Origin of the sequence: Micromonospora olivasterospora, assembly GCF_007830265.1 — a bacterium.
Classification (GTDB): Bacteria; Actinomycetota; Actinomycetes; order Mycobacteriales; family Micromonosporaceae; genus Micromonospora; species Micromonospora olivasterospora.
In genome coordinates, this window is sequence record NZ_VLKE01000001.1 from 6,523,983 (window position 1) to 6,544,364 (window position 20,382).

20 protein-coding genes and 3 pseudogenes are annotated in these 20,382 nt (G+C 68.9%); 12 read left to right on the forward strand and 11 right to left on the reverse strand.

What is annotated here, in order from left to right; translation table 11 throughout:
• Positions 1–92: 92 nt before the first annotated feature.
• From JD77_RS35800 to panB, 6 genes and pseudogenes are all read right to left on the reverse strand, one after another.
• Positions 93–389: pseudogene (locus JD77_RS35800) on the reverse strand (ISL3 family transposase); the annotation flags it as partial.
• Complete coding sequence (locus JD77_RS34915) at positions 274–846, reverse strand: transposase family protein (RefSeq protein ID WP_281292142.1); 573 nt, start codon at positions 844–846, stop codon at positions 274–276. The pseudogene JD77_RS35800 and the gene JD77_RS34915, both read right to left, overlap by 116 nt.
• Before the next feature lie 189 nt (positions 847–1,035).
• Positions 1,036–1,440, reverse strand: a pseudogene (locus JD77_RS29460) (IS30 family transposase); the annotation flags it as partial.
• A gap of 13 nt (positions 1,441–1,453) precedes the next feature.
• Entirely contained in the window at positions 1,454–2,797 is a 1,344-nt protein-coding gene (locus JD77_RS29465; protein WP_246140610.1) for an IS701 family transposase, read from the reverse strand.
• A 509-nt stretch (positions 2,798–3,306) separates the two neighbouring features.
• Positions 3,307–4,266 carry a cyclase family protein gene (locus tag JD77_RS29475; RefSeq protein WP_145777098.1) on the reverse strand — a complete coding sequence of 320 codons (960 nt, stop codon included), beginning with the start codon at positions 4,264–4,266 and terminating at the stop codon, positions 3,307–3,309.
• On the reverse strand, positions 4,239–5,087 hold the full coding sequence (gene panB, locus JD77_RS29480; RefSeq protein WP_246141364.1) for a 3-methyl-2-oxobutanoate hydroxymethyltransferase: 849 nt from the start codon (positions 5,085–5,087) through the stop codon (positions 4,239–4,241). Before panB ends, JD77_RS29475 begins: the two co-directional genes overlap by 28 nt.
• A 121-nt stretch (positions 5,088–5,208) precedes the next feature.
• On the opposite strand from panB, the gene JD77_RS35805 reads away from it, so the two are divergent.
• The 5 genes from JD77_RS35805 to JD77_RS35810 all read left to right on the forward strand — a co-directional run bounded on the left by JD77_RS35805 (position 5,209) and on the right by JD77_RS35810 (position 8,484).
• Positions 5,209–5,442, forward strand: a complete 234-nt coding sequence (locus JD77_RS35805; RefSeq protein ID WP_425463580.1) for a hypothetical protein — start codon at positions 5,209–5,211, stop codon at positions 5,440–5,442.
• Positions 5,391–6,212, forward strand: coding sequence for an IS701 family transposase (locus JD77_RS29485; RefSeq protein ID WP_425463581.1), 822 nt, complete (start codon positions 5,391–5,393; stop codon positions 6,210–6,212). Before JD77_RS35805 ends, JD77_RS29485 begins: the two co-directional genes overlap by 52 nt.
• Positions 6,213–6,360: 148 nt before the next feature.
• Positions 6,361–7,266: a Rossmann-like and DUF2520 domain-containing protein gene (locus JD77_RS29490; protein ID WP_145777101.1), complete on the forward strand. Its 906-nt coding sequence runs from the start codon at positions 6,361–6,363 to the stop codon at positions 7,264–7,266.
• A gap of 247 nt (positions 7,267–7,513) precedes the next feature.
• On the forward strand, positions 7,514–7,870 hold the full coding sequence (locus JD77_RS29495) for a hypothetical protein (RefSeq protein WP_145777102.1): 357 nt from the start codon (positions 7,514–7,516) through the stop codon (positions 7,868–7,870).
• Between the two features lie 17 nt (positions 7,871–7,887).
• Complete coding sequence (locus tag JD77_RS35810; RefSeq protein ID WP_145777103.1) at positions 7,888–8,484, forward strand: transposase; 597 nt, start codon at positions 7,888–7,890, stop codon at positions 8,482–8,484.
• A gap of 52 nt (positions 8,485–8,536) precedes the next feature.
• On the opposite strand, the gene JD77_RS29505 is transcribed toward JD77_RS35810, so the two are convergent.
• Positions 8,537–9,418, reverse strand: a complete 882-nt coding sequence (locus JD77_RS29505) for a glycoside hydrolase family 113 protein (protein ID WP_246141091.1) — start codon at positions 9,416–9,418, stop codon at positions 8,537–8,539.
• Between the two features lie 194 nt (positions 9,419–9,612).
• Here JD77_RS29505 and JD77_RS29510 point away from each other — a divergent pair, with 194 nt between their 5' ends.
• The gene (locus JD77_RS29510; RefSeq protein ID WP_145777104.1) at positions 9,613–10,194 is read left to right on the forward strand and encodes a TetR/AcrR family transcriptional regulator; all 582 of its coding nucleotides are present in this window, start codon (positions 9,613–9,615) and stop codon (positions 10,192–10,194) included.
• A gap of 167 nt (positions 10,195–10,361) precedes the next feature.
• Here JD77_RS29510 and JD77_RS35815 read toward each other — a convergent pair.
• Positions 10,362–10,884, reverse strand: a pseudogene (locus JD77_RS35815) (formylglycine-generating enzyme family protein).
• 205 nt (positions 10,885–11,089) lie between these two features.
• On the opposite strand from JD77_RS35815, the gene JD77_RS29520 reads away from it, so the two are divergent.
• Together JD77_RS29520 and JD77_RS29525 are read left to right on the forward strand one after the other, a co-directional pair.
• Positions 11,090–12,031, forward strand: coding sequence for an RNA polymerase sigma-70 factor (locus tag JD77_RS29520; RefSeq protein WP_145777105.1), 942 nt, complete (start codon positions 11,090–11,092; stop codon positions 12,029–12,031).
• 86 nt (positions 12,032–12,117) lie between these two features.
• On the forward strand, positions 12,118–13,053 hold the full coding sequence (locus JD77_RS29525) for an NAD-dependent epimerase/dehydratase family protein (RefSeq protein WP_145777106.1): 936 nt from the start codon (positions 12,118–12,120) through the stop codon (positions 13,051–13,053).
• 209 nt (positions 13,054–13,262) lie between these two features.
• Here JD77_RS29525 and JD77_RS34460 read toward each other — a convergent pair whose 3' ends face one another.
• Both JD77_RS34460 and JD77_RS29540 read right to left on the reverse strand, forming a co-directional pair.
• A complete protein-coding gene (locus JD77_RS34460) occupies positions 13,263–13,700 on the reverse strand; it encodes a hypothetical protein (RefSeq protein WP_246141095.1) in 438 nt (145 codons plus the stop codon).
• On the reverse strand, positions 13,676–13,990 hold the full coding sequence (locus JD77_RS29540) for a 4'-phosphopantetheinyl transferase family protein (RefSeq protein WP_145777109.1): 315 nt from the start codon (positions 13,988–13,990) through the stop codon (positions 13,676–13,678). Before JD77_RS29540 ends, JD77_RS34460 begins: the two co-directional genes overlap by 25 nt.
• Before the next feature lie 50 nt (positions 13,991–14,040).
• On the opposite strand from JD77_RS29540, the gene JD77_RS29545 reads away from it, so the two are divergent.
• From JD77_RS29545 to JD77_RS29560, 4 genes are all read left to right on the forward strand, one after another.
• Positions 14,041–16,614: an AMP-binding protein gene (locus JD77_RS29545; RefSeq protein WP_170286598.1), complete on the forward strand. Its 2,574-nt coding sequence runs from the start codon at positions 14,041–14,043 to the stop codon at positions 16,612–16,614.
• Positions 16,593–17,618, forward strand: coding sequence for an iron ABC transporter substrate-binding protein (locus tag JD77_RS29550; protein WP_145777111.1), 1,026 nt, complete (start codon positions 16,593–16,595; stop codon positions 17,616–17,618). Before JD77_RS29545 ends, JD77_RS29550 begins: the two co-directional genes overlap by 22 nt.
• Positions 17,619–17,712: 94 nt before the next feature.
• The gene (locus JD77_RS29555; protein WP_211372741.1) at positions 17,713–19,203 is read left to right on the forward strand and encodes an ABC transporter permease; all 1,491 of its coding nucleotides are present in this window, start codon (positions 17,713–17,715) and stop codon (positions 19,201–19,203) included.
• On the forward strand, positions 19,200–20,234 hold the full coding sequence (locus tag JD77_RS29560; RefSeq protein WP_145777113.1) for an ABC transporter ATP-binding protein: 1,035 nt from the start codon (positions 19,200–19,202) through the stop codon (positions 20,232–20,234). Before JD77_RS29555 ends, JD77_RS29560 begins: the two co-directional genes overlap by 4 nt.
• On the opposite strand, the gene JD77_RS32595 is transcribed toward JD77_RS29560, so the two are convergent.
• On the reverse strand, positions 20,217–20,375 hold the full coding sequence (locus JD77_RS32595) for a hypothetical protein (RefSeq protein ID WP_170286599.1): 159 nt from the start codon (positions 20,373–20,375) through the stop codon (positions 20,217–20,219). The genes JD77_RS29560 and JD77_RS32595 overlap by 18 nt on opposite strands.
• Positions 20,376–20,382 lie beyond the last annotated feature (7 nt).

Below are 20,382 nucleotides of genomic sequence, written 5' to 3' on the forward strand. Positions count from 1 at the left end.
GCCGCCGGGGACTGTGGCTGTGTCTGGAAGGCGGCGGTCAGGCAGCGGTGGTGACGGGCGACGATCTTCTCGACGTGTTCGGCGAGGTTGTGCCACAGATGCCACCGGTCGGCGACCTGCATGGCGTGTGGGGCGCCGGTGCGGGCGCCTTCTGCGTAGGCGTTGGCGCGATCGCGGCAGATGACCTGCACGGTCGGGTGCTGGCTGAGCCAGGTGGCGAGGGTGGTGGCTTCCCGGTCGGGTAGCACGTCGATCGGTCGGCGGGGGTCGACGTCAACCAGCACGGTCGCGTACCGGTGGCCTCGGCGGAGGGCGAAGTCGTCCACACCCAGCGCTGTTGACTGTGCCCGCCGGGGGGTCGGGCAGGGCGCGGACCAGCCGCAGGACACTGCTGCGGCTGGTCTCCAGGCCGAGGCGGTCGGCCAGCCGGGCGCCCGCCCGACCGGCAAGGGCCAGGCCGATCTTCTCCAGCGTCTGGCGAAGCAGCGGACTGCGTCGGGTGTATCGGCCGGTCAGCCCGGTGACTTGCTCGGCGAAGGTGCGCACCGGGCAGCGCACGGCGTCGCAGAAGAACCGGCGGACCGGTAACCGGATCTCGACCGGCTGGCCGGCCACCGCGACATCTCTGAGTCGACGTTCGTAGCGGCTGCGCACCCGCCTGGCCCGACGACCACACCCAGGACACGCCGCGCGGCGGGCACACGCTCGGGCCCATATCCGCACGCCACCTGGGCGTCGTTCCACCCGCTCGACCACAACATGCGCCAGATGAGGCAGGAGCGCCACAAAATCAGCCGACCGCACGACGCACCCTACACAGTGGTAGCCCGCTCCGTCCTGGGTCATTGTCGATCACGGAAAGTGGGCCAGATCCACTTTTCGGCCGTCGCTGACACCCACAGGTGGTCATAGCGTCGGTACGTGATTGGCTGCCCGTTCCGGTACCGCAGCAACTGGCCCGTTCCCGTGGCGGTACCGCTCCTCGGCATGCCGCTGCAGGTGTCTCATCAGGGTCGGTGACACCGGCTGCCATCGCACCGTCTCGAGGTCCTCGGGCCCGTGGACGGACAGGTCGGTGCCCTTGGGGAAGTACTGGCGTAACAGGCCGTCGGTGTTCTCGTTCGATCCGCGCTGCCAGTGCGAGTGCGGGTCGCAGAAGTAGACGGGCACCCCGGTGGCGACGGTGAACTGCTTGTGCGAAGCCATCTCCGTTCCCTGGTCCCAGGTCAGCGACCCGCGCAGGTGGGCCGGCAGCGTGGCGATGAGGTCCACGAGGACGTCGCGGACCTCTTCGGCGGTGTGTCCGCCGGGCAGGTGTCCGAGCATCAAGTACCGGGTGGCGCGTTCGACAAGCGTCACGATCGCGGACTGGTTGCCCGTCCCCATGATCAGGTCGCCTTCCCAGTGGCCGGGCACGGCGCGGTCGGCGACCTCGTACGGCAGCCGCCAGTTGCTAGCTGACCAGGGTGTAGTCCCGGTTCAGCCGTGTGCGTTGGTGGAACCAGCGGGCGCGGGCCTGGTGACGGCGTCGCCAGTTGAGCCAGTGCGTGGCGTGGCCGGGTGGTTTCGGATGCTGGAGGGCGTTGGCGAGTAGTCGTTTGACCTCGGGGACGGTCAGCGGGATCATTCCGGGCTCGGGTGGCGGCGGCTGGTCCGGTGTGCTTGGCGGCGGTGCCTGGGTGTCGGTGCGGTCGGCGAGGTGGGCGGCGGTGACCGCGCAGACCGCGAGGGCGGCCATGACCAGCACGGTGTGCCGCTGGATCGCGGTGTAGAGCCTCGCTTGGCACTGGTCCAGGCCGAAGTGGTCCTTGCTGAACTCGAAATCTTCCTCGACCGGCCAGCGCAGCCCGGCAGCGCGGATCAGCCTCGTCTTGGTCAGGATCTGCCCCTCGGGCACATGGCAGTAGTGGAAGGCCAGTTCACCGCTGCGCAGGTGACGGCGGATGAGCAGATGATGGCGGGGCGAGGCGGTGGCGATCCACGCCCAGGCATACCAGCGCTGTCCCTTCGACCCGGTACCGGCCGAGCGGACCTCCCACCGACGCTTGTCCTTGACCAGCAGCGTGACGGCCTGTGCGCAGGTCAGTTTCGCTTCGGAGGGCAGGTCGATCATGAAGGTGGCAGCGACCCGCAGCACGTACGCCTGCCCGTGCTGCTCGAAGAACTCCCGTAGTTGTGTGCAGTTGCCGTACACCTCGTCGCCGCAGGCGAAGTCGAATACCAGGCCGTCGGCGAACGCATCAGCACAGATATCGATAGCCAGCTGGCCCTTGGTGCGGAACTCCACCTCCGGCGGCAGTCCCATACCGGCCGAGGCCCGGGGGTCGGTGATGTGCTCGGCCGGGATCCACTGACGCGCCCCGATCAACGCGTGCCCCGTCTTCTCCCGAACGTAGGACAGGTGCACCGTGTTGATCCCGTTCGCGACCCGGCCCGCGCACCCCATGTACTGCCGCTTCACCCCGCACGTCGCCTTGCCCTGCTTGGGCTGGCCCGTCTCGTCCAACGCGCCGACGACCAGGCCACGCCGCCGCCGACGGCGCGCCGCCTCGTCCAGACCCGCAGCGGCGAACCGCCGGACCTGGCTCATCGCGGCCGTCGTGTCCCACACCGCCCGGTTCAGCAGCCGCTGCGTGCGGTCCGGCGTGGCGTCCCCGACCTGCTCGGCGATGGTCCACCCGTTGCGCTTCGGCACCTGGCTGACCAGCGCCGATATGTATCTTCCCGCGTGCTGCCACGTCTGCGTTCGGGCGAAGCACGACCGCAGCCGCTGCAACAGCCCGGCCCGTTCCCGCACCGCGCGCCCAGCCGCTACCCTGGCAACCGCAGCCGCCTTCGATCTTGTAGTCCTCACAAACACATGATCGACAGGCGGCTGCGTCCACGTTGCACGCCCCCACCGCGTCCCGCGAGGTCAGACCACCAATGGCGGCTGCCGTACTCGGCCGGGCGCTCGCTGATCATGACCATGCCATCGGCGAACCGCGGGGTGCGCTGGTCGGGGCGGCGATGTGGCTTGCGGCGGGTGCGGCAGGTGCGCAGCGCGACGGCGACCTCGTTCCATGCCGGCGATTGGAGGGCATAAGAAGTCGGGCAGGACGACGACACCATCCTGTATTGCCGTTGTGACACCATCCTATAGTGCCGCTGTGCGCGCGGAACGCCCGACTCTGCCGATGACCGGACGTCGCGGCTGTCGAGAAAGGGTTTCAGGAATATTGTCGGCTGCACGGGCCGTTCGAGAGGCGGGGTTTCCTTCGGTGGGTGGATGGCCGGACCGTAAGGGTAGGCCGATCCGATGTGCCTTCATTTGATGGCGACGGGGTTTGCTGGTGCGCCGGTAGCGCCGACGATTTTGAGGGGGGCGGCGATGTAGCAGAAGCTGTATTGCCCGTCGAGGGCGCAGTCGTAAGCGAGATCCTCTAGCCATGCTAGTTCGGTGAACACGACGCCGAGGTTGCGCATGAGCGCCGCGTGAAGTGAAAGTTTCGCCGGTACGGCCGGATCGTCGAGTACCTCGTTGGCGATCGTGTCGGTGATCAGGTTGGGGACTTGCATGGTGTCGAACCACTCGACGATGCCCGGACGGTAGGTGAGTCCGGGCTCGTTGAGCTTGTCTGCATAGGCCTTCGGGTCGTATTGGTAGCGCCGCATCGACCCGGTGCGGATCAGCAGGATGTCACCTGGTTCCAGTGCTACACCCTGCTGTTGGGCACAAGCAGTAAGGTCCTCGTGGTCGAAGGTTTCGTCGGCGTCGAGCCAGGTCTTGCCGCGATGGCGGGCCATATCGAGCAGGACACCGCGGCCGACGACGCCGCGTTCAGCGATCGGCAGGACTCCGCCGTGGGTCATCCTGCCGATCGTTGTATCGGCGTGATGTCCGTTCCAGGTGGTGTCGTCGTACCAGGCGTGTCCCAGGCCGTCGTAATGTGTTGTTCCCTGCAGGTACATGAAGATCGTGTCGTCGGCGTACTCCAGGCCGCCCTGGAAGGGTCGGCTTACTCCGTCTCGATAGGTGCTCTTGTCCTGGACGTTCGCTCGCTGGGGTTGCTGGCGGGCGGGCCACATGGGGTCGCCGTTCGGGTCGCACATGGTTGCCTGGAGGGTGAAGACCTTCCCTTGCTGGACTGTTCGAATGCCCCGCAGGATGGCGTTCTGGTCGAGATAGTTGAGGCAGCCCACCTCGTCGGCTTCACCCCAACGTGCCCAGTTGGTGGGTGATCCGGCGAGGAGGTTCTTCAGCTCGGCATGCTCAGGAGTATGCATGATCCTCTCCAGGGGTAGTTCCTCGACGAGACGTCGGCGATGAACTGCCGCGCGGCCCCGGAGAGGACCTGTCGCATGTTTGAATATCGCTTAACGAACTTGGGGGCCGGATCGGGTGTGAGCCCCGCCAGATCTTGCCCGACCATCACCTGTGCGTCGCAATCGGGTCCGGCTCCGATGCCGATCGTTGGGCTCGCGAGTTCGGCCGTGATGCGCTTCGCCGACTCAGCGGGCACAACCTCGAGAACGACGGCGAACGCGCCGGCCGCCTCAAGGTCGCGAGCGTCCTGGATCAGACGTTCACCCGTCTCACCTCGTCGCTGCACCGTGTATCCGCCCAGCACGTTTACCGACTGCGGGGTCAGCCCGACGTGGCCCATCACAGGGATTCCCGCGGTGACGAGCGCTCGACCTGCGGGAGGACCGCCCGGCCCCCTTCGAGCTTCACAGCCTGTGCGCGGCCTTCCTTCATGAAGCGCGCGGCGTTGTCCGAGGGCCTTCTGTGGCGAGCCTTGACAGGACCTGAAAGGCATGTCGCCCACCACCAGGCATCTGGATGTTGCGCCGGTAACCGCGCGAAGCAACGGAAGTAGTTCCTCGACGGTCACCGGAAGCGTGCTGTCGTAGCCGAAGACAACGTTGGCCGCGCTATCACCGACCAGCAGCACGGGTACCCCGACCTCGTCGAAGACCCCGGCAGTAAGTGCGTCGTAGGCAGTCAGCATTGCCCACGGCACGCCGCGCTTCTTCGCGGCCGCCAGGTCCCGGCTGGTCAACCGTCGCCCCCTGACGCCGTACAGCGAGCCGAACCCTCCCGACATGGGCACCCGTCTATTCTAGTACGGCAGCCGCCGTTTGTGATGTCGCTGGTCAGGCGGGCTGGACGCGAGGCGGCCACCGCGTGATCGTCTGTGCATTGTGGACACAACATCAGATCTTGCGGTGGCCGCGTGCCACAGCGGGGTCCAGCGGCAGTACAGCGGCACCGCCGGGCGGATCGAGAACAGTCAGGTCGGGGTGTTCCTGGACTACGCCGGCCGGGACGGACACACCCTCATCGACCGCAGGATCTATACCTGCCGGCGTCGTGGACCGACAACCGGCAGCGGTGCCAGGCCGCGCGCGTGCCCGACGGCATCGAGTTCGCCACCCGGTCCGAGTTGGCCGCCCACATGATCACCGCCGCCCTCGACGCCGGCGTCTCCGCGGGGTGGGCCGCAGCGGACGAGGCCTACGGCAACAGCAGTGTTTTCCGCTCCCACCTGCGCCAACACAGGCTCGGCTACGTCCTCGCGGTATCCCGCAGCCACCTGATCCCGCCCGACAGCGGCAAGGTGAAGATCCGCGCTGACCGGGCCGCCGCGGGGCTACCGGCATCGGCCTGGCAACGCCGCTCAGCCAGCGCCGGATCCAAGGGGCCCCGCTTATACGACTGGGCCTGGCTCGACCAGGTCACCACCGACGCCGACCCCGACGACGGCGGCCGGCACAGCCTCCTGATCCGCCGCAACACCACCACCGGCGAGTTGGCCTTCTACCGCTGCTGGAGCCCGAAGCCGACCACGCTCGCCCAGTTCGTGCGGGTCGCCGGGATCCGGTGGACCGTCGAGGAGAGCTTCCAGACCGCGAAAGGTCAGGTCGGCCCGGACCAGCACCAGGTCCGCCGCTGGGACTCCTGGCACCGGTTCACCACCCTCGCTCTGGCCGCCCTCGCCGTCCTGGCGATCTGCGCCGCCGACGCCGCCAGCACCACCGACGACGGCAAAGACATCGGGCTGATCAAAATGACCGTCAACGAAGTCCGCCGCCTGATCAACATCCTCATCGTCCGCCCGACCAACGGCCTCGCCCACCGTTTGCACTGGTCAGGCTGGCGCCGCCAGCATCAAGCCCGAGCCCGACGATCCCACTACACACGCCGCCTCAACCTCGAACTCCAACCATGATCTCGAACGGCGGCTGCCATACTAGTATTCTAGCTGGCTAGCTTATATAATATCTCGGCCACATTAGCAGGACATCTGAGGTCCATTGTCGCTGCCCCAGCGTGGGACGTGACGGGAAGTTCCCTCGGCGGAAGGGCTTACAACGGCTATGCCACTGCACATTGCCGTCATCGGCGCTGGACGCGTCGGTACCGTGCTCGGGGCGGCGCTGGCCAGGGCTGGACACCACATCACCGTTGTGGCGAGGTCCCCTCGCTCCTTGGCTCGTGCTCGACGCCTGCTCCCCGACGCCTCATTCGTGTCTCTCGCTGCGGCCACGGACGCGGACCTCTTGTTGTTGACCACTTCCGATGACGCGCTCGTACAGGCTGCTCGAGAACTGGCGGACGCTCCCTCGCTGCGAGTGGGACAAACCGTGCTGCACACCTCGGTCGTGCACGGGTTGGGCGCACTCGAACCCCTTCAGCATCGCGGGCTGCGGATCGGGGCGATGCATCCGGCGATGACGTTCACCGGTCAACTGACTGACCTCGACCGCCTCCCCGGAACTACTTTCACCGTTACCGCCCAACCCGACCTGCTCAAGTCACTCCGCCGATTGATCGAGGGCGACCTTAAAGGACGTCAGCAATCACTCCGGGAGGAACAACGACCCCTTTATCATCTCGGGCTGGTCCATGGCGCCAATCATTTGGTGAGCCTCGTGAACGATGCATGCGACATGCTCAGAGCGGGTGGCATCACACACCCACAGGACGTCCTCGAACCGCTCCTGAGGGCCGCCCTCGACAACGCCCTCCACGCTGGGGACCACGGGCTCACCGGCCCCATCGCGCGCGGCGATGTCGGCACGCTCGAATGGCACGTCGCGACCCTGGAGCAGACCCGGCATCCAGCAGCCGACGCATACATCACGCTAGCCCACCGGACTGCCGAACGTGCCCACCACGCCGGCATCCTGTCCGACGTCACCGCCGCTCGACTCATGGACGCCATCGCAATCCGCCCGGATCGTCGGGCCGCGTCGACTCGACGGTGCGACTGCGGTTCCTGATTCTCTAGCCTGCGAGTTCCCAAGGCTTTCGGGACCTTGAGTCGATCGGCTAGTCCGACTGGCGCCCTTCGGATGAGCGGCGCCTCGCTGCGAACGCACTCACATGGCTTCCCTTTGTGTCAAGACACGGCTGGGAGGGTCTGTCAAACGAACGGCTCTGTCCATGATTGCGTGATCAACTGACTGTGCCCCGGATCCGGAGTGCGGCGACGGTCTGTGATCATGGTCGTTGTGTGATCGTCAGTGGTTGGACGTGCTCCTGCCGCACCTGGCGGGTGTGGTGGTCGAGCGGATCGAGCAGACCGCATCAGGTGTGCTGATGTGGGCGTGTGTCAAGGCAGAAGACGGTGTCTGCCCGTCCTGCGGCAGCCGATCGCGCCGGGTCCAGCAGCGGCTGGCCGAGAAGACGCCGGTCACCCGGATCCTGGCCGAGACCCGCGGACACGGTTACACCGGCAGCGCGAACCTGCTGGTGCGCTACATCGACCAGGGCCGGGCCGATCCCGAGCGCGTCGCACCCCGCACCACGCCGCCTGGTCTCCTGGCTGCTGAGCCGGCCCCGCGGACCTGCCCGACCACACCCGGCGCCATCTCGACGACCTGATCGCCGCCTGCCCCGAGATGACCACCCTCGCCGCCCGAGTACGTGAGTTCGCCGCCATCCTCACCGGGCGCCGCGGCCAGGACCTTCCCAGCTGGATCGCCACCACCCGTGCGGACATGCTGCCCGGCTTCGACTCCTACCTCAAAGGACTGGACAAGGACCTGGGCCCGGCGGTCGCGGGCCTGACCGTGCCCTGCAGCAACGGACCCACCGAGGGCGTGAATACGAAGATCAAGCTGCTCAAGCGACAGACCTACGGCAAAGCCGTGGGGTGGCGGTGGACTCAAGGTGATCTTCGGCGTGGCACAGGAACCCCGTCCCTGGCGGAAAGAACCTGTGGTAGATCAGGTGTACGACCGACTCTTCACCATGATGGCGGCGTCGTAGAAAGGGTTGTCCGTGGCGAAGCCCGACGGGGCCAAGAACGAAGTTCGCCACCGCGTCTGGGACCTGCTCACCGAACACCGCGCCGCTCAACCGGACGTGCACGGTTCGATCCCGGACTTCGTGGGCGCCGAACTGGCTGCCCAGAAGCTTGCCGAGCTTCCGGTCTGGAAGCAGGCGCGCGTGGTGAAGGCCGTACCGGACAAGCCGCAGTTGCCGGTCAGGCGTGAGCGCGGGCTGCTCACGGTCGCGCTGGGCGCCACGGGCGGGACGAGGTCGCGACTACTTCGCGAGGGTCCGAGCGCGCGTGCGGCCGTATTCGGCCAGGGCGTGGAACGCGGCCTTCGGCGTCCACGAGCCGTCCGGCAGTACCCGCACGATCCCGCGCGCGGCCAGGTCGTAGTCGTGGTCCAGGTCGCCGGTGGTGGGTAGGTGCCGGTTCGCGAACGTGTATACGAATGCCGCCTCCACCCCGCCGGCCTCGTAGTCGCGCAGCAGGTCCAGGACGTAGCGGGCCTGGCCCTCCTCGTCACGCTCCAGCTGCGCGGTGAGCTGCGCGGTGCGGCCGTGCTCGTCGTACGTCACCGGCTCCGCGCCTCCCGCGACATCGGCCGCGCCGCGAAAGGTACAGCAGCCGAACTCGGTCGCGGCGTACGGCTTGCCCTGCCCCACCGCCGCCGCCAAGATCTGCGGGAACGCCGCGGCGTTGGTCGCGTCGCGGTAGCCGGCGTCGCTGGCGATGATGTCGAACGGTGCCCAGTCGACGTCTTCCAGCGGGATCGAGGCGTAGCCGACGGGGCCGCCGAACCGCTCCCGCACCGCGGGCACCGCCTCGGCGAGGAAGTCGCGTACCGCGGCCCGCGCGGCCGGGACCGCCTCCCGCATCCGCATCGGATCGGTGAACAACGCCATGCGTTCTGCCAGGTCGCGGCCCGGCAAAAAGCCATCGGTGAACATGGCGATCTCGGAGCCCGTGAGGTACACGACCGACGCCCCGCTCTGCCGCAGCCGCTCGGCCCGCCCCGCGCCGTCGAGCACGAACGCCATGAGCCCGTCGCGGTCGAGCCCGTTGGTGAACGGGCAGTACCACACCTCCAGCCCAGCCTCGGCGGCGAACCGCGCGGCCAGCTCCAGCCGGTCCTGGACACCGCCGGTGATGCGCACCGCGTCGCAGTGCAACTCTCGCGGATGACGCGCAGGTCACGCCGCACCGTCTCCGGATCGAACGGCTCGTGGGTCGTGGAGCCGGCGCTCACAAAGCCGGTGTCGTAGTTCATGCCGAAGACACGCATCTGAGCTCTCCTCGCTCGCAAGGTACGCCGCGTACCCTATAAGGTACGTCGAGTACCCTGCAAGACATGAGCACCAGGCGCCGGGGCGAGGAGCTGGAACGGGCGATCCTGCACGCGGCGGCGGAGGAACTGCGCGAGTCCGGCTACGCCGGAATGACCATGGACCGGGTCGCCGCCCGGGCCGGCACCAACAAAAACGCCATTTACCGCCGATGGCCGCATCGAGCGGCGCTGGGCATCGCGGCGTACCGCCACCTCTCCGACGCCGTCATGCCGAACCCCAACACGGGCACCCTCCGCGGCGACGCCCTCGAGATGCTGCGGCGGACGAACGAGACGTGGTCCTCGCCGCACGGAGCCGTCCTACGCAGCCTGCTGGCGGCTGCGGCGGACGAGCCGGCACTGCTCGACCTCATGCGCGAACGGTCGGGCGCGGACACCATGGACCGCGCCTGGCTGACCATGCTCGAACGCGCCATCGCACGCGGCGACGCACCGCCGGACGCCGCCCATCCGCGCGTCGCGACCACGCCGATGATGCTGCTGCGAGCCGAGTACGCGATGCGCGGCATCCCCTCGGTCCCCGACGAGGTACTGGTAGAGATCGTCGACGAGGTCTTCCTGCCACTCGTACGCGGCCGCGCCTGACCACCCACACGCCGAACGCGACCACCAGCGACCCGATGCTCGCCAGAGACATGCCCGGCGCAATCCCCAGCAGCCGGTCTGGGAGACCCGACAACCGTGGCGCCGCGTAGCGTCCGCTCCGCGGTGAGCGGACGTTGCGGTGTATTCATCTCGTCCGGCGGCTCTGGCTAATTGCGGGGTGGCAGGGATGCGACCGGGCGGACCGCGGTGAACTGAGTGTGTTCATACCGGGTGGCGGCGAGCAGCAGCAGCAGCCATTCGTCGCCGCCCTGCCACGGGTAGAGGTCGGCGGCACCGCCGCGTACCACCCTGGGACCGTCGCCGGTGCGTGGGCGGGCATCCGCCGGGGCGCCCACGAAACCGGGAACCCACACATCGGCGCAGATTTCGTTCGCCGAGCCCATGGCGGCTATCCCGAAGGCGTTCTCCGCGGCGGCTGTCCGCTGCTCATCGTCGAAGTCGTCGAGCAGGTGGTCCTCGCCGGGTTTTCCGTCGCCCCGGAACGTCAGGGTGGTGGTGCCGGCTCGGGCCGCGTACTCCCACTCAGCCTCGCTGGGTTGCGCGCACCGCCGCCAGTTCAGCGTCGGACAGGCCCATGCGGAAGGTTCCGCCCGGCACCTCCCGAAAGACCACCCCGGATGGGATGTGCCGCCAGGCCGGTCGCCCAGCCACGATCGCCTCGGTCCACATGGCGCCGGACGTCAACAGCCCGGGCGCCACCATCCGCACCGTCTTGCACGACTACGAGCGCGCGGCACGCGCTCATCGGCAGGTTCAGGATGCTCGCTCGCGCCAATCCCCTTCGAGTGGAGCGGCGTGATCGCTGTCCGAATGGCCTAGATTCCCGAGAGGGGCGGTGATCGGCTGGCCGACCTGCGGGAAATATGATCAGGTCATGCCTTTGACGGTGGAGGACGTCGACCGGTTCGAGCTGTCGAGACCGCGCCTGGAGGCCATCGCCTACCGTCTCCTCGGCTCCGCGGACGAGGCGGAGGACATCGTGCAGGAGACGTTCCTGCGCTGGCAGGCCGCCGACGTCGACCGCGTCGAGGTCCCCGAGGCCTGGCTGACGAAGGTGCTCACCAACCTGTGCCTCAACCAGCTCACCTCCGCCCGGGCACGCCGCGAGACCTACGTGGGCCGGTGGCTGCCCGAGCCGCTGCTCGCGGGGGACCCGATGCTCGGCCCGGCCGACACCGCGGAGCAGCGAGAATCGGTCTCGTACGCGGTGCTCACCCTCATGGAGCGCCTGTCTCCGAAGGAACGAGCCGTGTACGTGCTGCGGGAGGCCTTCGACTACCCGCATCGGGAGATCGCCGAGATCCTCGACATCACCGAGGCCGCCAGCCAGCAGATCTTTCACCGCGCCAAGAAGCATGTCGCGGACGGCAGAGCCCGCAGCGCGATCGACCGGGCCGCCGCTCAGCGGATCGTCCAGGAGTTCCTCGCGGCCGCCGCCAGTGGCCAGACCGGTGAGCTCGTACGCCTGCTCACCAAGGACGCCATCGCCATCGGCGACGGCGGAGGGAAGGTTCCGGCACGCACCAAGGCGTTCGAGGGAGCCGTCGCGGTCGCGAAGTTCGTGTGGGGAATGTTCCAGCCGGCCGACGCCAAGCGCGCAATCGTCGGCGGCTCGCCCGAGATATATCCCTGTACCGCCAATGGCGAACCCGCCGTCGTGGCCGTCGTGGAAGGCCGGGTCGTCGCCATCATGTGCCTGCAGGTCACCGCCGAGGGCATCACCGCCTGCCGTACCCAGGCCAACCCCGACAAGCTCGAACGCGCGACCCAGCAATGGGCGGTGGCCAACCACGGGGAGCCGCTGCTCGTCATGTGACCGGCATCACCTCTGGCTCCTGTCAGCAAGCGGCGGGCCATCCGGTTCAAGTGACAAATCCGAGCCGGAAAGCAAGGGAGCCCACGATGAGGGTGCTGGTGGCAGGAGCGACCGGAGCCATGGGCAAGGAACTCGTGCCGCGTCTGGCCGATGCGGGACACGAGGTGTTCGCCATGATCCGCAGCGAGTCCAACAAGGCCAGGGCAGCACAGCTGGGCGCGGTGCCGGTCATCGCCGATGCGCTGGATCGCGCCCAGGTCGAGGCGGCGGTGCGCCAGGCGGCCCCGGAGGTGATCGTCAACCAGTTGACCGCCATCGGGCACATCGACACCCGCCATTTCGACCGCAGCTTCGCCGCCACCAACCGGCTGCGGATCGAGGGCACCGACAACCTGCTCGCGGCCGCCCGCGCCACAGGAGTACGACGGTTCGTCGCCCAGAGCAACGGCGCGTTCACCTACACGCGGACCGGCGGGCCGGTCAAGACCGAACAGGATCCCCTGGATCGCTCACCGGTCAGCCAGATGGCCCCGATGATCGCCGCGATCGAACACTTGGAGAAGGCCGTGCTGGGCGCCGCCTGGAGCGAAGGGATCGTGCTGCGCTACGGCGCGTTCTACGGGCCCGGCACCTCCATGGCCCCCGGCTCGGAGCAGCTGGAGATGATCCGCAAACGCAAGTTCCCGGTCGTCGGTGACGGCGGCGCGGTGTGGTCGTTCGTGCACATCGCCGACGCCGCGGCGGCCACGGTCGCAGCGGTGGAGAACGGCGGCCGCGGTATCTACAACATCGTCGATGACGACCCCGCCCCGGTCGCCGAATGGCTGCCGGAACTGGCGGCCATGCTGGGTGCCAAGAAGCCGATGCGCGTACCGCGGTTCATCGGACGGCTGGCCGCCGGACCCGCCGGCGTCGTGCTCATGACCGAACTGCGCGGCGCATCCAACGCCAAGGCCAAGCGCGAACTGGGCTGGCACCCGGCACACCCCTCCTGGCGTCAAGGCCTTCAGGTTGCGCCGTGACGTGCTGAGCGTGGTTCTTCCCGCCGCATGACAGTGCAGTAATCGCGATGCGCGGGTTTGGCTCTGCGCCTAGCGTCTAGGAGTGCTCATCGATCTTTGGCGAAGCGTGCACCTGGGTGTCGGTCACGGCCGGGGTCTGCGGTGCGTTTGTATCGGGAGTCGGACCCAGAGCCGGTGATCCGCCAGCTGGCACGTCAGCTTGGGGTGCATCACGAGGCCTTGCGGAACTGGATCCGCCAGGAAATCCAACGGCAGCGGACGTCCGCGGAGCCGTAGTGTCCGTTCCCCGGCACAGTGGTCACATCGATGTGGATGCCGGCCCGATGCTGCTCGGTGAGGCCGGGATGGGTGGAGACCGCGGTGCGGACCTCGACCGCTGGGTCGGCGGCGAGCCTGACGAGCTGGTCGCCGGTCAGGTCGAGGCGACCGGTGACTCCCCGCCGGACCGACGGGTCGGGGTGGCGCAGCATCTCGAACACGTCCGGCGGGACGGTAGAGTTCTCGCCCGTCACCCGCAGCGCTGCCGCGTCGCCGCTGGCCAGCACCTGATCGACCAGGGCCCGGGACAGCGGACGCCGCAGCACGTCGACCCCGACCCGCCCGCCGGGCAGGGCGGTAACGGTCACCACCGCGCCGCTGTGCGACACCGACATCTCCAGTTCAGTTCCGGCAGCATCGGCCGGCCGTGCCAGCGGCCGCAGTGAGAGCACGTGCGGTCCACCGTCACCGCTTCAGCCGGGAGGTCGAGCATTGCGCCGGCGACGGTGCGCAGCAGTGCCGCTCCGAGCAGGAACCGGGCGCGATCCGCCTCCGGTACAGCGCGATCGACGTGCTGCCGCTCGCGGTGGTCGAGCACGTCCAGTAACCCGACGTGCGGCATCGTCAGACCGACAGTAAACACGGTGATCTTGCTCGTCGTTGCCGGCTGGACAGCCACGGCTGCTTAGGTTAGCCTCACCTACCGTGCCTCTGCTGGATCCCCGTCGGGTGCGCGCCGCCGTCCCGGTGTCTGACACGGCCGACGCGCATCACCCTGCCCTTGTCGACTCGGCCGGCTGTCTCAGTTACGGGGAGCTGGCCGATCGGGTGGCTGCGCTCGCGGCCGGTCTGCCGTCAGCACAGGCTGGTCGGCGGCTCGTGCACGTGCCACTGGCCCCGCACCGCGACCTGGTGCTCGGCTATCTGGCGGTGCTGTCGGCCGGCCACGTGGCACTAATCACCCCGCCCGAGCATCAGTCGATCACCACGGTCTACCAGCCCGACCTGTGGCTCCATCCGGATGGCACCTTCGAGACCGCAACGTCGAACCGCGACTCCGACGAACCGCGGCACCTCCTGCATCCGGATCTCGCGCTGCTGCTCAGTACGTCGGGCAGTACCGGTTCACCCAAGCTGGTGCGGCTCAGCCACAGCAACGTGCTCAGCAACGCCGAGGCGATCGGGGCCGCGCTGTCAATCACGGAGGCCGACCGTGCGGTCACCTCGCTACCGCTGCATTACTGCTTCGGGCTGTCGGTGCTGCATGCCCAGCTTCGGGCCGGTGCCACCACGGTGCTGCGGCCCGGGTCGGTGACCGACCCCGGCTTCGCCGATGATCTGCGCCGCGACCGGGTGACCGTGGTTGCCGCCACTCCGCACGTGGTGGATCTGCTCGACGTCCAAGGTGTGCTGGATCAGCTGCCTTCGCTCCGGTTGCTCGCCCAGGCTGGCGGCGCGTTGCCGCCGGCACGGGTGCGAGAGCTCGCCGCTCGGGGCCGCGCGGCCGGCTGGGGACTGGCGGTGATGTACGGCCAGACCGAGGCCACCGCGCGGATGGCGGTGCTGCCCCCCGAGCTGTCGGAGCTATACCCCGATGCGGTGGGATGGCCGATCGCCCGGTCGGCGTTCCGGCTCGACCCGGCCGGAGTCGACGAAGCGGTGGGCGATGGCCCGGTTGGCGAGCTCGTGTTCACGGGTCCAGGCGTCATGCTCGGGTACGCCGAGCAGCCCGACGACTTGGCCCTGGGTCGGATGCACACCGAGCTTCGGACCGGTGACCTGGCGCGGATCGACGGGGACGGACTGGTCCGGATTGTCGGACGGCGGTCCGACTTCGTGAAGATCATGGGAATCCGGATCGACCTCGGCCAGGTCGAGCGTTCCCTGCGCGGCTGGGGGCTGCGGTCCTGCGTCACCGGCCGCGACGACCAGCTTCAGGTCACCTACCGGCGCGGTGGGCACTCCCCCGACCATGTTCGCGACGAGGCCGCCCAGGTTTCCGGTCTCAGCCGGTCGGTGATCTCGGTCCGCGCGGTCGACGACCTCCCGCTGCTGCCCAACGGCAAAGTCGACCGCCGGCGCAGCGCCGACCTGCACGTCACGGGGACCCCCGGCCAGAAGGCAGAGACCGCCGCTGCGGTGGTCGCCGTACTGGAGCCGCTTGTCGGCCCCGGTGGCATCGACCTCGATCGGTCGTTCGTCGAGCTCGGCGGCGACTCGTTCAGCCACGTCGTGGCGTCCGTCGGCCTGACGCGGTTGCTCGGTGATCTGCCGTGCGACTGGCACCACCGCCCGGTGCGCGACCTGGTCGCGCTCGCCGACCGGCCGCCACGTTCCCGGTGGCGGCGTCTGCTGGTGCGGCGGGTCGAGACGACCGTCGTCCTGCGCGGCGCGGCCGTGGTGACGATCTGTGGCAGTCATGTCGGGTTGTTCCGGCTGGCCGGCGGAGCGCACATCCTGCTCGCGGTCGCCGGCTTTCTGTTCGCCAGGTACGTACTCGCCTCGCCGACGACAGCGGAGCGCGTGCGGCGGACCGCCCGGATCGCGGCCGGGGTCGTCGTCCCGGCGGTGGCCGTCGCGGCGGTGATGCTGTTCGGGTTCGGAACGGGCCACTGGTCGAACGTCGCGCTGGTGCACTGGCTCGCCCGGCCGCAGGTCGGCAACAACTTCTGGTTCGTCGAGGCCTACCTGGTGATCATGGTCGCCACCGTCGCGGTGCTGGCTGTTCCGTGGCTGCGGGCCGCATACGCGGCCGACGCCTGGCGCACCGCGATGGTCGCCGTGGCCGTGCTGCTGGTGCCTCGCTATCTGGTGCTCGCGTTGTACGACGGTCCGCTGCGTGGTCTGCCGGGCACGGTGGCGTGGCTGTTCATGGCGGGAGCCGCGATGGCGGCGGCCGACAGCCGCAGGCGCCGGCTGATCACGACAGCGGTCGCCGCAGGCGCCGCCTTTGGCTTCTTCCCCGGGGAAGCCGCACGCAACCTGACGATCATGGTCGGGCTCACGTTGCTGGCGCTCGTTCCCGCGCTACCGGTACCGCGGCTGCTCGTCCGTCCGCTTGGCGCGCTGGCCGCCGCCTCGCTGCACATCTACCTCGTGCAGTTCCAGGTGTTCACGTTCTTCGGCTCTCCGACCATCAAGTTCGCGGCTGCGATCGCCGCCGGCCTGGGGTTCTGTGCGGTCGGCAACTACGTCCTGCGCCGGCGGCTGTCGCCTCTGCCGGCGGTCGCAGTCATCCGTCGTCGCGTGGCGGCGAAGCCATTCGTGAGAGAGGACATGACATGCGTCGACGCACGTTCCTGACCGGCCTGGGGGCCCTCGGGGCAGTGGGCCTGGTGGGGTGCGGGTCGAAATCCGAGGACGGGTACGTCGCCGACCCCGGTTCGCTACAGGTCTACTCCGCTCAGCACGAGAACCTCACCAAGGCGTGGGCGGAGGCGTTCACCGCGGCGACCGGCATCAAGGTGCAGGTCCGCAAGGGCTCCGACGCCTCGATGGGGCATCAGATCGTGGCCGAGGGCTCCGCGTCTCCCGCCGACGTGTTCCTCACCGAGAACAGTCCGGCGATGACGCTGGTCGAGCGGAACAAGTTGCTCGCCCCGCTGGACGAGGCGACCCGACAGCAGGTGCCGGCCAATCTGGCTCCGTCGTCGAAGGCGTGGACTTCGATCGCCGCCCGGTCCACGGTGCTGGTCTACAACACCGCCAAACTCGACAAGGCCGACCTGCCGAAGTCGCTGATGGATCTCGCCGGGCCGCAGTGGAAGGACCGCTGGGGTTGTGCCCCCGGTGGTGCGGACTTCCAGGCCATTGTCGCGGGCATGCTCGCCGGTCAGGGCGAGCAGAAGACCTCTGACTGGCTGGACGGGCTGAAGTCCAACGCCCGGGTGCTGCAGAACAACATCGCCACGATGAAGTCGGTCAACGCCGGTGAGATCGAGTGCGGCGTGATCTACCACTACTACTGGTACCGGGACCAGGCTGGCACCAAGGAGGGCAGCGGCAACACTGCCCTGCACTACTTCCGTAACCAGGACCCCGGCGCGTTCGTGTCGCTGTCCGGAGGTGCTGTGTTGGCTCGGACGAAGAAGCCGACCGAGGCCCACAAGTTCCTGGCCTTCATCACCAGCAAGGCCGGGCAGCAGGTGCTGGTCGACTCCCAGTCGATGGAGTACGCCGTGGGCAGTGGTGTCGCCTCGGCGCCCGCGCTGCCGCCGTTGAACAGCCTGCAGGCGCCGCCGGTCGACCCCTTCACGCTGAACTCCGACAAGGTGAATGAGCTGATGATCGATGCCGGCATCATCTGACCTTCGCGAGTCGCCCGCCGCCGCGTACGACGCACCGGTAACGCCCCGGCCGGTCGTACGCGCCCGTCGGTCCACCCGTATGCCGTGGCTTGTCGTGGCGGCCGCGGTCCTGGTCGCGGCCGTGATGGTCCTGCCGGTCCTGGTCGTGAGCAGTCAGGCTCTTACCGCCGGCGACGAGCTGTCGAGGCTGCTGCTGCGGCCGAGGACGGCCGAACTGCTCGGCAACACGATGCTCCTGGTCCTGCTGACCGTTCCGATCACCGTGCTGCTGGGCTGTGGTGCGGCCTGGCTGGTGGAGCGAACGACCCTGCCGGGCGCCGGCGCGTGGCGCACCCTGCTCCTGGCGCCGCTGGCCATCCCGGCGTTCGTCAGCAGCTACGCCTGGACGTCGGTGCTGCCGGCGGTGCAGGGGCTGTGGGGCGCGGTGTTCATCACCGCCCTGGCCTACTATCCGTTCGTCTTCCTGCCGGCTGCGGCTCTGCTGCGGGCGCTCGACCAGGGGCACCTGGACGCGGCACGGTCGCTCGGCTCATCCGGTCTGGGAGCGGTTCTACGGGTGGCGATGCCGCAGTTGCGTCCGGCCATCACCGGTGGCGCGTTGCTGGTGGCCCTGCACCTGCTGGCCGAATTCGGCGTCCTGCAGATGATGCGGTTTCCCACCTTCACCACGGCGATCCTGCAGCAGTTCGCGGTCGGGTTCAGCAACGCCGCCGGCAGCCTGCTGGCCGCAGTACTCGTGGTGCTCTGCGTTGGTCTGCTGGCCCTCGAGGTGCCGCTGCGCGGCCGCGCACGGATCGCCCGGATGGGCGCCGGCGCCCGGCAACGTCCGGTCGCGTACCGCCTGGGCGCGTGGACCATCCCGGCATCCGCCGCACTCGTCGCGCTGGTCGGCCTGGCGCTGCTGGTTCCGCTGGTGCTGGTGCTGCGGTGGCTGGTACGGGCGATGACGTCCGGCGCGGTGGTTGTCGGCCCGCTGCTCTCGGCGGCCGGTTCGACTGTCGGCCTCGCGGTGCTGGCGGGCCTGGCGGCGTCGGTCGCCGCGCTGCCCGCCGCGTGGCTCCTGCACCGGTACCCGTCTCGACTGGCGACCACGCTGGAGCGGGTGACCTACATTGCGAGCGCGCTTCCCGGGGTGGTGATCGGGCTGGCGCTGGTGACGCTGGCCGTGCAGTGGGCCCGCCCTGCCTACCAGACCGCCGCACTCGCGGTGCTGGCCTACACGGTGCTCTTCATGCCCCGCGCCATGGTCGCCTGGCGGTCCGGATTAGCCGCGGCTCCGCCCGAACTACTCGAGGCATCGCGTTCGCTGGGGCTGTCCGGTCTCAGTACCCTCATCCGGGTGGTCCTTCCGCTGGTGCTGCCATCGGCGCTGACCGGATTCGTCCTGGTCTTCCTCGCGACGTCGACCGAACTCACCGCGACCCTGCTCCTCGCCCCGACTGGCACGGAGACGCTGGCCACCGCATTCTGGTCGGCAAGCGACGAGTTGGATTACGTGGCGAGCGCCCCGTACGCTGCGGCGATGATCGCCCTGTCCGCCCCGCTCACCGTCCTGCTGCGCCGGCAGATCCTGGACCAGCGATGAGCGGCGCCGGCATCTCCGTCACCGGGCTCACCGTCGGCTACGGCGGCCCGCCGGTACTGGACCACGTCGATCTGCAGGTGCCCGCAGGCAGCTTCACCGCGGTGCTCGGTCCCTCCGGCAGCGGCAAGACCACGCTGCTACGGGCGATCGCCGGGTTCATCCGGCCCGACCACGGGCGAATCGAGGTACGCGGCGAGGTGCTCACCGACGGGCCGACACTGGTGGCTCCCGAGCGGCGCGGCATCGGTTACGTCCGACAGGACGGCGCGCTCTTCCCGCACCTCGACGTCACCGGCAACATCACCTTCGGGCTGCCGCGAGCCGAACGGCGCCGAGCGGCCCAGGTCGAGCCGTTGCTCGAACTCGTCGGTTTGTCCCCGAGCCTGGCCCGCCGCCGGCCGGACGAGCTGTCCGGCGGGCAACAGCAGCGTGTCGCACTCGCCCGGGCCCTGGCCCGCGAACCATCAGTGGTACTGCTCGACGAGCCGTTCTCATCGCTCGACACCGCGCTGCGCGCCGCAACCCGCGAGGCCACACGTGCCGCTCTCGCCGCGCGGGGCGCCACCACCGTGCTCGTGACACACGACCAAGCCGAGGCACTGTCGTTCGCCGACCAGGTGGCCGTCATGTTCGACGGCCGGTTCGCCCAGGTCGACAGCCCGGCCGGGGTGTACGGCGCGCCGGCCACGCCCGAGGTCGGCCGGTTCCTGGGCGACGCGATGCTCCTCAGCGGCCAGGCCATCGGCCGGACCGTCCACTGCTGTCTGGGCCAACTCGACCTGGCCGAGCCGGCCACCGGCGACGTACTCGTGATGGTGCGACCCGAGCAACTCGTCCTGGGCGAGCCGTCCGATACCAAGGCATCGGTCTCGTCGGTGACCTACCAGGGCGCCGACGCGATGGTCCGCCTGGATCTGGTCGACCAGACCACCCGCCTCGTGGCGCGCGTCCCCGGCAATCGGGTACCTCGCCCAGGCGACCAGGTGGGTATCGCAGTGCCCGCACCCGTCCGCTCATTCCCCCAACGCTGACTCGTCCGACGACGATGACCAGTCTGGTCCCCGACTGGTGTCGACGTGGAAGCGGTGCACGCTGGCGGCGAGCGCGGCGTTGATCTCGGCGTTGGTCTTGCCCGGCCGGCGAACGCCGCGACCGGCACGCCGGGCGATCATCGCTCAC